We start from the raw sequence: 13,290 nt of genomic DNA on the forward strand, positions 1-13,290 counted from the left end.
ATCTCCTCCGAACGGCTCTGCCAACCAGTCACTATCCTGCACCGCGACTTCGTCGACGAAAGCGAGTGTCCCGGCGAGGGTGAATAGAAACGGATGTTCCCGAAGTCGCTCTAGGTGACGAGATGTGTCCGCGGGATTCCGGGCCGTGGCATCTATGACAATATGAAGACGGCTGTTGACCGTGTCGGTCGCGGCAAGCAGCGCGATGTGAATGCGCGCTTTCTGGCGATGACCAGCCACTACGTCTTCGAGCCAGAGTTCTGCAATCCAGCGGCGGGCTGGGAGAAAGGCCAGGTTGAAAAGAACGTCCGCGATGCGCGCCATCGTCTGTGGCAGGTCGCGCCTGTCTTCCGAAACCTTGTAGCCCTGAATGATTGGCTCGAAGGTCGCTGCAAGATGTTGTGGGCCGAGACGGCGCACGGCAGTTTGCCCGGCAGTATTGCCGATGCCTGGGAAGGCGAGAAAGCCGCGCTGATGCCGCTGCCAACAGCCTTTGACGGCTTTGTTGAGCTGAGCAAGCGCGTGTCACCAACCTGTCTGATCACCTTTGATCGCAACCGCTACTCTGTGCCCGCAAGCTTCGCAAACCGCCGTGTCAGCCTGCACATCTACCCTGAGAAATTGGTCGTTGTTACCGAGGGGCAGGTCATTTGCGCCCACCAGCGCATCATTGAAAGATCCCACCGCCAGCTTGGGCGCGTCATCTATGACTGGCGGCATTACCTGGCGGTGGTCCAGCGCAAACCGGGGGCGCTACGCAATGGTGCCCCATTCATGGAAATGCCCGATCCCTTCCGACAATTGCAGGATCAATTACTGCGTAAGCCCGGAGGAGATCGAGAGATGGTCGATATCTTGTCACTCGTTCTGCACCATGATGAACAGGCCGTGCTCTGTGCGGTAGAAATGGCGCTGGAGGCAGGTGTGCCAACCAAGACCCATGTGCTGAACCTGCTTCACAGGCTGGTGGACGGCACTCCGACAGACCAGCCCGATGTGACCCCGCCTTCAGCCCTAGCTCTGAATAAGGAACCTGAGGCCAATGTCAGCCGCTACGACGGGCTGCGGCAAGGAGGAACGCGTCATGCGTCATGACCCCGCCGGTGCGGCTATCGTCATCATGCTGCGCAGCTTGAAAATGCCCGGAATGGCGCAGGCTGTCGGCGATCTGCTTGAACAGGGGGCACCTGCATTTGATGCAGCCGTCCCGGTGCTCTCGCAGTTGCTCAAGGCTGAAATGGCCGAACGCGAGGTGCGCTCAATCGCCTACCACATGAAGGCCGCACGCTTCCCGGCCTACAAGGATCTTTCCGGCTTCAACTTCTCCGCCAGTGAGATCAACGAAGCTTTGGTCCGCCAACTACACCGGTGCGAGTTCATAGACGGCGCTGAGAATGTCGTGCTGATCGGTGGGCCAGGTACGGGGAAAAGCCACGTTGCGACTGCACTCGGCATTCAGGCCATAGAGCATCATCGCAAACGTGTGCGCTTCTTCTCAACGGTCGAACTGGTCAACGCGCTGGAGCAAGAAAAGGCCCTCGGCAAGGCTGGGAAAATCGCTGAGGCACTGGTCAAAACGGACCTCGTCATCCTTGACGAGCTCGGATACCTGCCGTTCAGCACATCAGGCGGCGCGCTGCTGTTCCACCTTTTGAGCAAACTCTACGAACGCACCAGCGTTGTCATCACCACCAACCTCAGCTTCAGCGAATGGGCGACGGTCTTCGGTGATGCCAAAATGACCACGGCCTTGCTCGATCGGCTCACCCACCGCTGCCACATTCTCGAGACCGGCAATGATAGTTATCGCTTCAAAGCCAGCTCAGAAATTGCGAAACAGAAAAGGAAGGAAACAACAGCATTGACCACATCATGACGAAGAAAGCATAACGACTGAGCGGGTCAAATCTCGGTGACAACACCGGGTCAGTTCTGAGTGACATTCAACACTCCTAGTATTTCAGCGAGCGCGTCGGTCTTCGCGTAGCAATCTATGGCAGCTCTCAGGAGACCATCCTTGGTTCTAACCAGAGGCAGAGCAGCCAAAGTCGCCCTCGTGCCTTCTTTCTCGAGCAAGTCCTTCTTTGAGACGAGCACTTCGAGCAACGCGACGTAATGCTCATTCGAGAGGTCTTCGTCGAGAATGTCTGCCAAATGCTCTTCGATGTAGGCCTGGAGCGTCAACGTTTCGACTTCCAAGACCTCTTTGAGGAACTTTCGCGCCTTATCCCCGAAGTAGTCGAGATCCAAAGTATCGAAGCGACCAATCGGATCGTCGAACCCTCCCGGCAAGACGGCGAGTCGTGGTGTCAAAAAACGTCCGTGGCCTGCTAGAAATGGCGTCGAAGCCACATTTGACGAGTAATCAAGGTCCTCATCGCGGGGATATCCAAATCGATTCTCGGTGTTTGGCGACGCCGAAACGGCTCTACCGCGTTGAGGGAAGTGTCAATAATTTGGGGAGAGGCTTCGAGCGATTGGCTGACATTGCCTGCATAGATCTTTTTTGTGGAGCTGGAGGCTTGACCCGGGGGCTCCAGAACGTCGGCGTGAACGTCGTCGCCGGGGTCGATGTCGACCAGGCCTGCAAACATGCGTTCGAAGTCAACAACGATGCGAAGTTTCTTCTCGAAGACGTCAGCGAGTTGTCGCCCGAGAAACTGAACGATCATTTTGGAGACGCTTCCATATCCGGAACAAAGCTGGCGCCACTCGGCGAGAGCAGCGCTTCGGGTCAGTTTAAAATGCTCACGTGAATAAAGGTGGCGTTCCTGATTGAAGTGGTTGTGCACCGAAGAATGGACGGCAGCGAATTTCTGCAAACATCGCATCTGTCGGAAGCGCTGCATCGCACGTTCTCGTCGTCGAAATGGAAGATGGGAATTCTCGGCACGATTGTTAACCCAGCGTCCCGTTTCCTGTCTTGGCGCGTTGCCAATAACTTTCATGGCAGCGCCATAAGAGCGAAGTTTGTCCGTCACAATTACTCCTGGTCGGCCATACCTCTTCATAGATTTCCTTAAGAATTTCAACGCTGCTTTACGATCTCGCCGCTTCGTAACGTAGGATTCCAGCACTTCACCTTCGTGATCAACGGCCCGCCAAAGGTAATGCATCTCTCCGTTGATCTTTACGAAAACCTCATCCAGATGCCACTGCCAGTTGGAGTATGAGCGCATCCGGCTGGCTCGATTTCGCCGGATCTCGGATGCAAACATCGGGCCAAATCTGTTCCACCAGAACCGAACTGTTTCGTGGCTGATCTCGATCCCGCGCTCATGCAGGAGGTCTTCGACATTGCGGAGTGAAAGCGGGAATCGAACGTACATCATCACGGCCAAGCGAATGATCTCCGGGCTGGTTTTGAAGTAGCGAAATGGGGAGCGTTTTATCATCCAGCAAGGCTACGGAACCACCCTGCCCGCCTCAAGTCAGTTTTGTCTGACAAAGCCTTTTCAAGTTTTTCTCCAGCATATTTCGATTGCCTCCCCGATAGAGGTCTCAAGTGCCAGAATGCAGCGCCAAATGTGTCTTTATGTTGCTCAAACTAAATCGTTTTCGAGATATCCAAACCTGATGCCTAGACCGTATTATTGGTCCAGAGCTTAACTTTGAAGAATTAGATACCAAGAAGTCGACGAAGTTGAAAAGCAGGTGATCTATGTGGGTCTTCTGCAAAATTTGCTGCCGAAAGCGACACGGCAAGAATTTCGATACGTGTCATAGTAAACTGACCAACTACAGTCATTGCCCATATCCTTGCTAGAGTTTTACAGCTTTTGTTTCTCATGGGAAGGCGGCAACAAATCGCAGAAATTGTGGCATTTTTAGAAACAGTATGAATTTTCTCAGAAACAATTGGCTGGACAATGAGCGGGCGCTGGCTTGCGATTTGGGAAACTGGATGCATTCATTCAATTGCAAAAGGGTGGCCAAAATGGGGGATGGATTGCCCTTCAAAACCCCCAACCAATTGCTTTTTATAAATAATTAGGGGAATTTTGGCGGGGCCGTCAGACCAATTCGAACCAGTCGCCGTTCTCGCCCAACGCCAGACCCAGCGCGTAAGAACGCCCACGCAAATCGGAGAGTTCGACGGTTCGATCAAACTGTTAGGTTGATCTGGTGTATACTTGGTACGCCTGATTGCAGTGCGAGTGCACCGCAGACTTATACGCGGCATATGTTTGCAAACATCGGTCCGAATACATTTCACCGGAACCGGGCTGTCTCGTGGCTGATTTCAAAGCGGTTTTGGTTCCGAATATCCTCGGCACTCTGCTGCAAAAGTCGAAGATTGCCGCCAATCTCCGGAACGACACAACCATCCTTCACACCTTATCCGCAATTGTCTGATAGTGCCGCCGCGCCTATTTGGCTTTGTTGACAACGCTGCGCAGATAGCCCGAAATGAATTCCGCAATCAGCACCATTGCAATAATGGACAGGATGATTGCACCCACCCGAAGGTTTTCAAGTTGCTGCACGTTGCGTTTGAGATACCAGCCCATGCCGCCGCCACCGAAAAAACCGACCACCGTTGCCGCACGGAACGCCACGTCCCATGTGTAGATAGAGATGCCGACAAAGGCGACGCGCACTTGCGGCACCACAGCGAAGACGAAGGTCTGGAACGAATTGGCACCAGCCGAGCGCATCGCCTCCACAGGGCCCATGTCAATCGCTTCGATCTCATCCGAGAACAGTTTGCCGGCAAATCCGATGCAGAACATCGTCAGGGCGCTGACACCGGCCAGCATGCCAAATCCCAGAACCGACACGAACAGGATTGTCCAGATTGTTTCATGGATGGCGCGACAGGAAATGACGCCCAACCGCCCGATCGGAAACAGCGTTTTGCGGTGGGGCGTTACATTCCAGGCGGAAAACCACGCCAACGGAATGGCAATAAAAACCCCTAGAATGCCACCAAGAAACGACATCTGCAGCGTATCAAGGATTGAGCCCAGATATCCCCTGTTGGTGATATAGGCGAGATCAGGCGGATAGAACCTGTCGGACACAACCCCGATAAGACGGCCCAAACCCCCAATTAACGCGGCAATCTCAATGTTCAGGAAATGCATTGAATAGCCCAAGAAAAGGAGCACGGCCAGCAGCGTGCCAAAGCACCAAAGCGAGTCCGGATAACTGTAGCGCGACCAGGTCGGTTTCTGTTTGGACGTTATGGCGGTGGTTTCGATGTTCACGGCCACCTCCTCAGATCACTGCTTTGCGCAGGAAATGCGAAATCACTTCGCCCAAAATGATAAGCAGCAGGATGGCAAAGATCACCATCGTGACACCGCCGTAGTTGAAACTGTTCATCTGGCGGAAAAACAAAAGGCCCAGCCCCCCTGCCCCGACAAGCCCCATCACGGCCGAACGACGGATATTGATGTCCCATTCGAAGATCACAGTTGCCAGAACAACCGGATAAATCTGCGGCAGAATACCGTAATACATCACCTGAAATTCGTTTCCGCCGGTCGCGCGGATGGCCTCGACCGGTTTTGCGTCGATGTTTTCAATCGCTTCGGCGGTTATCTTGGAGATAAATCCTACAGAACGCATCGCGATGGCCAGAACACCCGGAAGTGCGCCAAGGCCGACCGCACTGACAAATATCAGCGCCCAGACGATCTCATGAACCGAGCGGCTCAGTACCATCAAAAAACGCCCAATCGGGTAAAGAACCAGCTTGCTCGGTGTGACATTTGCCGCGCCCAGCCATGCGACAGGCAACGAAAACACGCAGCCCAGCACCGTGCCCACCGAAGCCATCATGAACGTCTCGATTGTTGGTACAACCAGTTCGGGAAGCAGGCCCCAATCCATCTGTATGTAGCGCCCGACCGAAGCCCAGACACCGCTGCGCCCGCCGATGCGTGACCAGTCGGTGTCTTCAATGATGGTGCCATAGATGCACCAACCGGCGAAGAGCAGAAAGCCGCCCCAGATCAATGCCAGTTTCATCTGGCGCTTGTTGCGTAGCTCAATCTGTGCGGACAGGCTGGCGGTTTGGGTGTCAGAAACAGCCACTCTTACAACACCTCCATCGCGTAGATATCTTCCAGATCACTGTCGCGCAGGGTTGCGGTATCGCCGTCGAATTTCTTGTAGCCGTCTTGCAACCCGATAATCCGGTTGCAGAACTCCTTGGCCAATTGAACATCATGAATGTTGCACAAGGCAGGCACGCCCAGTTCCTTGGCGATCCCCATGATCAGGGCCATCACTTCACGCGAGATTTTAGGGTCGAGCGCCGATGTCGGTTCGTCCAGCAACAAAAGTTTAGGCTGCTGCATAAGGGCGCGGGCGATCCCGACGCGTTGACGCTGACCGCCCGACAGTTCATCGGCCCGTTTGTTGATGTGATCGCTCAGCCCGACGCGATCCAGATAATCCAGTGCTTGATCAATGTCTTTCTTGGGAAAGTGTCGGAAAAGGCTGCGCAGGTTGCTGGTATATCCTAACCGCCCAGACAAAACATTGTCCATAACTGACATGCGGTTGATCAGATTGAATTCCTGAAAGATCATACCAACGTTGCGCCGCAGACCGCGCAATTCGCGCGGCTTCAATGATCGGACGTCCTGCCCCAGCAGAATGATCTGACCGTCTGAAGGCTCGACCAGCCGATTGACGCAACGGATCAATGTCGATTTGCCCGCGCCGCTGGGCCCGATCATGGCAAGGAAGTCGTCACTTTGAACTTCAAAATCGATCCCCTTCAATACCTCTGGCCCCTTGGCAGAGTACCGGACCCTGAGATTCTTGACGGACAGGACTGACATCTTTTCGCTCTCCCCTAGCGCTTGCCCCGGGCCGGGCCCGAGGCATGGCAAAGCATAGACGCTTTTAGTTGTTCTTGGCGTCTTTTGCAGCTTTGAGATCGCGGATGATGTCGTAATCCGCATCAGTCATCGCCACAAATTTGGAGGCGTTGACGTTTTCCAGATACTGGCGGCCCTCTTCGCTGTCGTTGAGCGTCAGGAACGCAGTTTGGATCTGTTCAATGATTTCGGGGCAAAGGCGGCCGTTCACCACAAAAGGATCCTGTGGAATAACTGGAGAGGACCAAATCACGACATAGTCATCCATTGATGCGATGCCACGGTCCAGCACGTTATCCAGCCGGTGAGTGGCAACAAATGCGGCATCAACCTGACCTTCGATCACAGCCACGCCCGACAGATCATGACCGCCTGTGTAAACCACGCGCGAAAAATAATCTTCCAGTTCGGCCCCGATCACCTTGGTGAAAGAGACGCGCGGCAAAAGATTGCCGGATGTGCTGGCGGGATCGGTCAGACCAATCACAGTGCCCTTGAGATCCTCAACCGTAGTAAAGCCGGAATCTGCGCGCGCCACGAGGACGGCCTTATATCCGGGACCTTCTTCCTGAAACTGGCCCTTGTGCTTGGCGTAGGTGGCGATCACCCGCAATTCAGGATCTTTTTCCTGAGCAATCACATAAGAATATGGGCCGTGCATACCCAGATCCACAAACCCGCCCAGCATTGCCTCGACCACTGAAGCATAGGAGGTAGGCAGGAAAAACTCGACATTTTTGCCGGTCGCTTCCTTGATCCGGTTCACCAGTGGTTGGTAAAGCGACAACTCTTGCGTTGTTTCTTCGGTCGGGATCATCGAAAAGCGGATCACTTCGGGGTTTTTGCATTCCTGCGCCACCAAGGCTCCGGTTGATACCACTGACGCCAACAGGGTTGCCGCGACGGTTTTGGTTGCTTTAGTCCAGTTTTTCATAGTGTCCTCCCAGGTTGAAAATGGGCGCAATGAATTGCGCCTACAAAGTTGATAGTCACACAGGTGAAAGGCGTAAGACGCCTGTTTCACGCGCTGCCTTCAGAAAGCTCTCTTTTGAACCAATGAAATTCTTGCCCCGCTCTCCAGCAAAGGCTTCGTCGATGATAGCCGCGCAGGAATTGTGCGGTACGCCATGATCTGTGAACTGGCTGCCAACCCCAAGGGACGCCAGAAACGCGGTCAGATCGTCGGCACCCTTGACCAGATCGTCTCCAAAGATGTCTTTCAGTGCTTTCTCACGAAACCCGCCGATGCCAACGACAGACCGCAGTATCGTTGGCAAGGTGAACGAGCACGCGATGCCGTGCTGCACTTTCCATTCCAATGTGATCGGGTAAGACAGGTTATGGGCAATGGCGGTTTTGGTGTTCGAAAACGCCAGCCCGGCAAACAGCGATGCTTCGGCGATGCGGCTGCGCAAATCGGGGTTTTGCAGATCGTTCAGTAACGCAGGCAAATCCGCCAGAATAGTGCGAGCGGCCGCCACAGCATAGCGGGTCGACACAGGGTTTGCATTGATATTCCAGATGCTTTCAATCGAATGCGACAGTGCATCAAGCCCTGTTGCCATCGTCAAGCCATGTGGTTTTCCCAGCATCAGCATAGGGTCAACAAGGGCGGTTTCCGGAAACAGATTGGTGCGGGCAAGCGAGAATTTTCGCCCTCGCTCCTCGTCCCAGATCGTGGCCCAACACGTCACTTCGCTGCCCGTACCCGCCGTCGTCGGTACTGCGATAATAGGGATTTCAGAAAGCTCTTCTTCACCCGTTTGGGTTTCCAGAAAGCGTTTCACTTTTGAAAAATCGCCCGCCGCTGCAGCAAAGGCCTTGGCGGAATCAATCACCGATCCACCGCCCAAGGCAACAATCACGTCCGGCTGAGAAGACAGTTTCGCAAATTTGGCGGTTTGTTTTTCAAGCAATTTGTAGTCCGGATTGGGCGCGATGTCCCTGATAATCAGCACAGGCTGTCCTGTGTCCGAGATCAATTTTTGCGCGAGAGCGTCAAAGGGCGCATCGGGATACGTCACCAGCGCATACGATCGCCCATCAATCAAACCAGGGAGCGATGAAAAGCCATTGTTTCCAAAGGTAATTTTGACTGGATTATGGTACGTCCACATCGCCGGCCCTCTTCCCAAGTACGCACGACTCTCTCAAATTGTGAAAAGGATGGGCGAGAGGATAATATTTAACAAATTGATTGTAGTGATTAGGTCTATAGAGTGAACCTATGCTTTCAAATGCCCTACGCTCCTTTCATGCTGTTGCTTCATACGATGGGTTTTCGTCTGCGGCGCGCGCGTTGAACATCAGCCAGCCAACGCTTTCTGCCCAGGTGAAGGCGCTTGAAAACCGCTTTGATGTTGAATTGTTCAGCCGGATCGGACGCAACGTGCAACTTACACCTGCGGGCAAGGAACTGTTTCAGGCCACCAAACGTCTCCACCAAAGTGAGGCGGAAGCGCTGGATTTGCTGAATTCTTTCAAGGGCCTGCATGCAGGATCGTTGCGCATTGCGGCTGTCGGCCCGTTTCACGCCACCGACATGATCGTTGCCTTCAAAGCGCGGCACCCCAAAATCGACATCAGTGTCAGCTTTGGCAATTCACGCCGCAGTTTTGAACGCCTTTTGGCTTACGAATCTGATGTGGGTTTGATCGCCGAAGTCAACGCAGATCCGCGCGTTATCACCCAGCCCTACAGCACGCATGATGTGGTCGTCTTTGCGAACGTGCAGCATCCGTTTTTCGAGCGCGAAAGCATTTCGATCCACGAACTGCAGGACGAAAAGGTTATTCAACGCGAGGTCGGATCGACAACGCGCACAGCCATGGAACAAGCACTGGCCAAGCACAACGTTTCGATCGACGTCGTACTGGATATTGGCAGTCGTGAGGGGATATGGAAGGCTGTCGAGCAAGGGCTTGGCATCGGATTTGTTGCAGAATTTGAATTCGTGCCGCACCCGAACCTGCGGGCAATCCCGATCCATGATGCCGTGATCAATACTCAATACTACTTGGCATTTCTTGAGGAACGAAAACACTCTCACCTCGTTCGTGCGTTTTGCGAGGCCGTCCACGGCGAAAACACATGAAGAGCCCGCTCAAACCCGAGGCTTCAACGTTCCGTTTCGCGCTTGAACCGCACCGTTTCGATCCCGGTCAGATGATCAAAATCGGCCGTTTTATTTGGAAAGACATGGTCGTTTTCCAGCCATTCGACCAGTTCATACGACACACAAGCTTCATGGTCACTTCAGGTGCAGTAAAAACAGGCTGAACAACTCTGCTTGGGAAGATATCTGCAACTTTCTGTAGATATTGCGGCGGTGGGTTTTGACGGTGGGCAACGAAATGCCCAAGTTCAGCGAGATTGATCTGCTGCTATGACCGATCAGGATCATCTGTGCGATTTCCTGTTCGCGCGCGGTCAGTGCTTCGCCTCCGAAATCGTGAAACCTGTCTTCCTGATCGGACTCGGTATTTTCCGCATCAAAACTACACGGGTTCAGATCAAACTGGCGTAACAAAATGCTGTTTAAGATCGGGAAAAGCCTGTTCAATGACGACTGGCACTCGAACGTTTGCTGGCTGCCAAGCGGTGTCATGAAACTGAAATCCAGAGATGTTCCATTCGGCAGGTTGATCAGCACAATGACCTCGGCCATGTTTTTCGGCCATCCCGGCGTGCGGTAGCCGATGGGTTCGGTGTCTTCGATATGCACATCGACGTTATGTTCATCGATCATGCTTTGTCTGTCGTTCTGGATAAAGTCGGAAATCAGATAAACACCTGCCTCCTTTCCCGTCCGAAACGCGCGGTAGGCGGGATTGATCACATATGTGTAGTTCACATAATTTCTCAGCCCCCGTTCATACCCTGTAGGCTCGGGACAATTCGCGAGGACCGCCGGGGCCAGATTTTTCCGGTACAGGAACACATGAAAGTGTTGGTATCCGAACTTTGTTTCCAGCAGGTCCGCCAGATCCTGAGTGAAACTGTCACGCCCCAGAATGTCGATCAGGGAAATGATCAACGCATCCCTTAGCGCAGGATAAACCGCTGTCGGTGTGTCGTGTTTCATGATGTGAAACGCCCAACCTGAAAGTCACACCCTATTAACAGGGACAAACCGCTTTCGATCAAGCTGCAAGACACAAACAGGCGCGCGCCCGATGTCTCATCCTTTGGGATGATAGGGCTTTGGGTGTTTTTGGCAGACACTTTGAACGGGTGCAAAAATCGCATTAAAACGGCAGGACCAGAATGGGTATGGCTTTCCCGATTTCGCAAGTACGTGCGCTGTTCCCTTCGCTTTCTGTTCAGGATAGCGACGTGGACAGGGTGTATCTGGACAACCCGGCCGGCACGCAGGTACCCGCATCGGTTGTTGATGCGATTGGACACTATCTGCTGAACCATTCCAGCAATGCCGGTGGCAATTTCCGAACCAGCATCGAAACTGATCGTGTCTGGTTGCAGGCCCATGAAGACATGGCCGTTTTTCTGGGGGCAGCATCGGCCTCTGAAATCATAATCGGCCAAAGCATGACAACGCTGACGTTTCACATGTCGCGCAGTATCTGCCACGATTTCAAACCCGGCGACCAGATTGTGATCAGCCGCATGGAACACGAAGGCAATGTCGGCCCATGGCTGGAAATCGCCAAGGACAAAGGGCTGGACATCCGCTGGGTCGATTTCAATCGTGAAAGCTGGCAGGTCGAACCCGAGGATCTTGCCGCACACATCGGGCCGCGCACCTGCCTTGTTGCACTGAATTTTGCCAGCAACATGACAGGAGCGATCAACAACGTGCCGGAGCTGGTCAAAGTGGCGCACGACGTCGGCGCTTTGGTTTATGTCGATGCGGTGCAACTCGCGCCCCACCATCTGGTTGATGTGCAATCCCTTGGGTGTGACTTTCTGGCCTGTTCGTCTTACAAATTTTTCGGCCCGCATATGGGCATTGTCTGGGGCAAAAAGGAAATCCTGCAGGGTCTTTACCCCTATAAAGGCCGCTGTGTGTCCGATGACTGCCCCGACCGGTTTGAAACGGGAACGCCGCAGTTCGAACTTTTGGCGGGGCTGTCCGCAACCGTCGCCTATTTCGAAGAATTGGGCCGGATGACCGGTGGCAGCGGTGCGCGGCGTACCCTGATTGCCCATGCCTATGAAGCCGCCCGCGCCTACGAAGAGCCGCTGACCAATACGCTGATCGCCGGATTACAGGACATTCCCGGCGTCACGATCTATGGTATCGTCAATCCAAACCGCATTGGCGAACGTGTGCCCACGGTGTCCTTTAGACATGCCAATGTGCCACCTGCCCGTATTGCATTAGCCCTTGGACAGGCGGGAATGTTTGTTTGGCACGGTCACAATTACGCATACGAGCCTGCCCGCGCCCTGAACCTTCCGATTGACGAGGGCGTCGTGCGGGTCGGGCTGGCCCACTACAATACTGAATCCGAGGTAGAGCGTACGCTGGAAGAGATTTCAAAAACCGTCACACAAGCCGGATAGAAACCGGCGGACATCCCCTGACATGGAGTAGGATAGGAAAATGACGACAGTAAATAAACTACTAGCTGCGGCCTTTGCCGTAATTGCCCTGGGAACATCGGCCTCGGCTGAAAAATTGCGGGTCGGAATGGAGTGTACCTATGCCCCGTTCAATTACCGCACCGATGCGGGCGAACTTGCGGGCTATGATGTCGACGTTGCAAAAGGTGTGGCCGAGATCATCGGAGCTGAACTGGAATATGTCTGCCAGCAATGGGATGGTATGATCCCGGCGCTTTTGGCGAACAAATTCGATCTGATCGTGGCGTCGATGTCGATCACCGAAAGCCGTCTTGAAAAGATCGATTTTTCTAGCCCCTACCGGGATTCCGTGGGCCGCATCGTTGGCAAGTCAGATCAGGATCTGAATCTTTTTGATCCGTCAGGCAACCCGATCCCCGAAAATTTTGCCGGTTTGCGGATCGGGCTGGAGCGCGCATCGACCTACGAAAGCTGGTTCAACGCGAAGCTGCCCGATGCCGAAATCGTCCTGTATGACGGATCAGAGCCATTGTATCTTGATCTGGTCAACGGGCGCGTCGATGCCATCATGACCAATCCGATGAAGGCGCATCTTCGCTTTTTGGCGACCGACGAAGGAAGTGGCTTCGAGTTCATCAGCCCGGCCATCAGCGAGGTCGAGTTTTTCGGCACCGGTGTCGGCATCGGACTAAGACAAGGCCAACCGGAACTTAAGGCCCGGTTGGACGGTGCGATCAAGCAATTGATTAATGACGGGAAGCTTACAGAATATGCGCTGAAGTATTTCCCATTCCCGATCCATAACGAAGAATGGGGCGACAGCTGAACCCACGACACAAGGCGGCGCAATGATCCAATGCGCCGCCTTACCTCTTCACAATATCGCGCCACCGGAAACTGAAAGGGC

12 protein-coding genes and 2 pseudogenes are annotated in these 13,290 nt (G+C 53.9%); 6 read left to right on the top strand and 8 right to left on the bottom strand.

From position 1 onward, the window contains the following. Positions 1-120: 120 nt before the first annotated feature. Both C1J05_RS11635 and istB read left to right on the top strand, forming a co-directional pair. Positions 121-1,095 (top strand): annotated as a pseudogene (locus C1J05_RS11635) (IS21/IS408/IS1162 family transposase); the annotation flags it as partial. Continuing rightward, a complete protein-coding gene (istB, locus tag C1J05_RS11640; protein ID WP_114870387.1) occupies positions 1,085-1,876 on the top strand; it encodes an IS21-like element helper ATPase IstB in 792 nt (263 codons plus the stop codon). The pseudogene C1J05_RS11635 and the gene istB, both read left to right, overlap by 11 nt. A 50-nt stretch (positions 1,877-1,926) precedes the next feature. On the opposite strand, the gene C1J05_RS11645 is transcribed toward istB, so the two are convergent. Then, positions 1,927-2,313 (bottom strand): hypothetical protein, encoded by a 387-nt coding sequence (locus C1J05_RS11645; RefSeq protein WP_162798038.1) that lies wholly within the window; start codon positions 2,311-2,313, stop codon positions 1,927-1,929. 23 nt (positions 2,314-2,336) lie between these two features. Between C1J05_RS11645 and C1J05_RS21870 the strand changes: the two genes are divergently transcribed. Further along, on the top strand, positions 2,337-2,756 hold the full coding sequence (locus C1J05_RS21870) for a DNA cytosine methyltransferase (RefSeq protein WP_254684796.1): 420 nt from the start codon (positions 2,337-2,339) through the stop codon (positions 2,754-2,756). Here C1J05_RS21870 and C1J05_RS11655 read toward each other — a convergent pair. From C1J05_RS11655 to psrA, 6 genes and pseudogenes are all read right to left on the bottom strand, one after another. Then, positions 2,706-3,395 (bottom strand): annotated as a pseudogene (locus tag C1J05_RS11655) (IS6 family transposase); the annotation flags it as partial. The gene C1J05_RS21870 and the pseudogene C1J05_RS11655 sit on opposite strands and share 51 nt — an antisense overlap. A gap of 975 nt (positions 3,396-4,370) precedes the next feature. Next, complete coding sequence (gene phnE / locus C1J05_RS11660) at positions 4,371-5,210, bottom strand: phosphonate ABC transporter, permease protein PhnE (protein WP_205388933.1); 840 nt, start codon at positions 5,208-5,210, stop codon at positions 4,371-4,373. A gap of 10 nt (positions 5,211-5,220) precedes the next feature. Further along, entirely contained in the window at positions 5,221-6,042 is an 822-nt protein-coding gene (gene phnE / locus C1J05_RS11665) for a phosphonate ABC transporter, permease protein PhnE (protein ID WP_205388934.1), read from the bottom strand. Between the two features lie 2 nt (positions 6,043-6,044). Next, positions 6,045-6,797: a phosphonate ABC transporter ATP-binding protein gene (gene phnC / locus C1J05_RS11670; RefSeq protein ID WP_114870390.1), complete on the bottom strand. Its 753-nt coding sequence runs from the start codon at positions 6,795-6,797 to the stop codon at positions 6,045-6,047. 64 nt (positions 6,798-6,861) lie between these two features. Continuing rightward, on the bottom strand, positions 6,862-7,770 hold the full coding sequence (locus C1J05_RS11675) for a phosphate/phosphite/phosphonate ABC transporter substrate-binding protein (protein WP_114870391.1): 909 nt from the start codon (positions 7,768-7,770) through the stop codon (positions 6,862-6,864). 55 nt (positions 7,771-7,825) lie between these two features. Next, positions 7,826-8,953 carry an iron-containing alcohol dehydrogenase PsrA gene (gene psrA, locus C1J05_RS11680; RefSeq protein WP_114870392.1) on the bottom strand — a complete coding sequence of 376 codons (1,128 nt, stop codon included), beginning with the start codon at positions 8,951-8,953 and terminating at the stop codon, positions 7,826-7,828. A 110-nt stretch (positions 8,954-9,063) separates the two neighbouring features. Between psrA and C1J05_RS11685 the strand changes: the two genes are divergently transcribed. Beyond that, a complete protein-coding gene (locus tag C1J05_RS11685; protein WP_114870393.1) occupies positions 9,064-9,930 on the top strand; it encodes a LysR substrate-binding domain-containing protein in 867 nt (288 codons plus the stop codon). A 156-nt stretch (positions 9,931-10,086) separates the two neighbouring features. Here the strand turns inward: C1J05_RS11685 and C1J05_RS11690 are convergent, their stop codons facing one another. Further along, positions 10,087-10,920, bottom strand: coding sequence for a helix-turn-helix domain-containing protein (locus C1J05_RS11690; RefSeq protein WP_114870394.1), 834 nt, complete (start codon positions 10,918-10,920; stop codon positions 10,087-10,089). Between the two features lie 188 nt (positions 10,921-11,108). On the opposite strand from C1J05_RS11690, the gene C1J05_RS11695 reads away from it, so the two are divergent. Both C1J05_RS11695 and C1J05_RS11700 read left to right on the top strand, forming a co-directional pair. Next, complete coding sequence (locus C1J05_RS11695; RefSeq protein ID WP_114872287.1) at positions 11,109-12,362, top strand: cysteine desulfurase-like protein; 1,254 nt, start codon at positions 11,109-11,111, stop codon at positions 12,360-12,362. 40 nt (positions 12,363-12,402) lie between these two features. Then, positions 12,403-13,209 (top strand): transporter substrate-binding domain-containing protein, encoded by an 807-nt coding sequence (locus tag C1J05_RS11700; protein WP_114870395.1) that lies wholly within the window; start codon positions 12,403-12,405, stop codon positions 13,207-13,209. Positions 13,210-13,290: the final 81 nt, after the last annotated feature.

The organism is Sulfitobacter sp. JL08, from assembly GCF_003352045.1.
Taxonomy (GTDB): Bacteria; Pseudomonadota; Alphaproteobacteria; order Rhodobacterales; family Rhodobacteraceae; genus JL08.

Excerpts from the sequence above, each read along its gene's own strand:
- C1J05_RS11700 (WP_114870395.1), top strand. The coding sequence starts at position 12,403 with ATGACGACAGTAAATAAACTACTAGCTGCGGCCTTTGCCGTAATTGCC.
- C1J05_RS11675 (WP_114870391.1), bottom strand. The coding sequence starts at position 7,770 with ATGAAAAACTGGACTAAAGCAACCAAAACCGTCGCGGCAACCCTGTTG.
- C1J05_RS11685 (WP_114870393.1), top strand. The coding sequence starts at position 9,064 with ATGCTTTCAAATGCCCTACGCTCCTTTCATGCTGTTGCTTCATACGAT.
- C1J05_RS11695 (WP_114872287.1), top strand. The coding sequence starts at position 11,109 with ATGGCTTTCCCGATTTCGCAAGTACGTGCGCTGTTCCCTTCGCTTTCT.
- istB (WP_114870387.1), top strand. The coding sequence starts at position 1,085 with ATGCGTCATGACCCCGCCGGTGCGGCTATCGTCATCATGCTGCGCAGC.
- C1J05_RS21870 (WP_254684796.1), top strand. The coding sequence starts at position 2,337 with ATGGCGTCGAAGCCACATTTGACGAGTAATCAAGGTCCTCATCGCGGG.
- psrA (WP_114870392.1), bottom strand. The coding sequence starts at position 8,953 with ATGTGGACGTACCATAATCCAGTCAAAATTACCTTTGGAAACAATGGC.
- phnC (WP_114870390.1), bottom strand. The coding sequence starts at position 6,797 with ATGTCAGTCCTGTCCGTCAAGAATCTCAGGGTCCGGTACTCTGCCAAG.
- C1J05_RS11690 (WP_114870394.1), bottom strand. The coding sequence starts at position 10,920 with ATGAAACACGACACACCGACAGCGGTTTATCCTGCGCTAAGGGATGCG.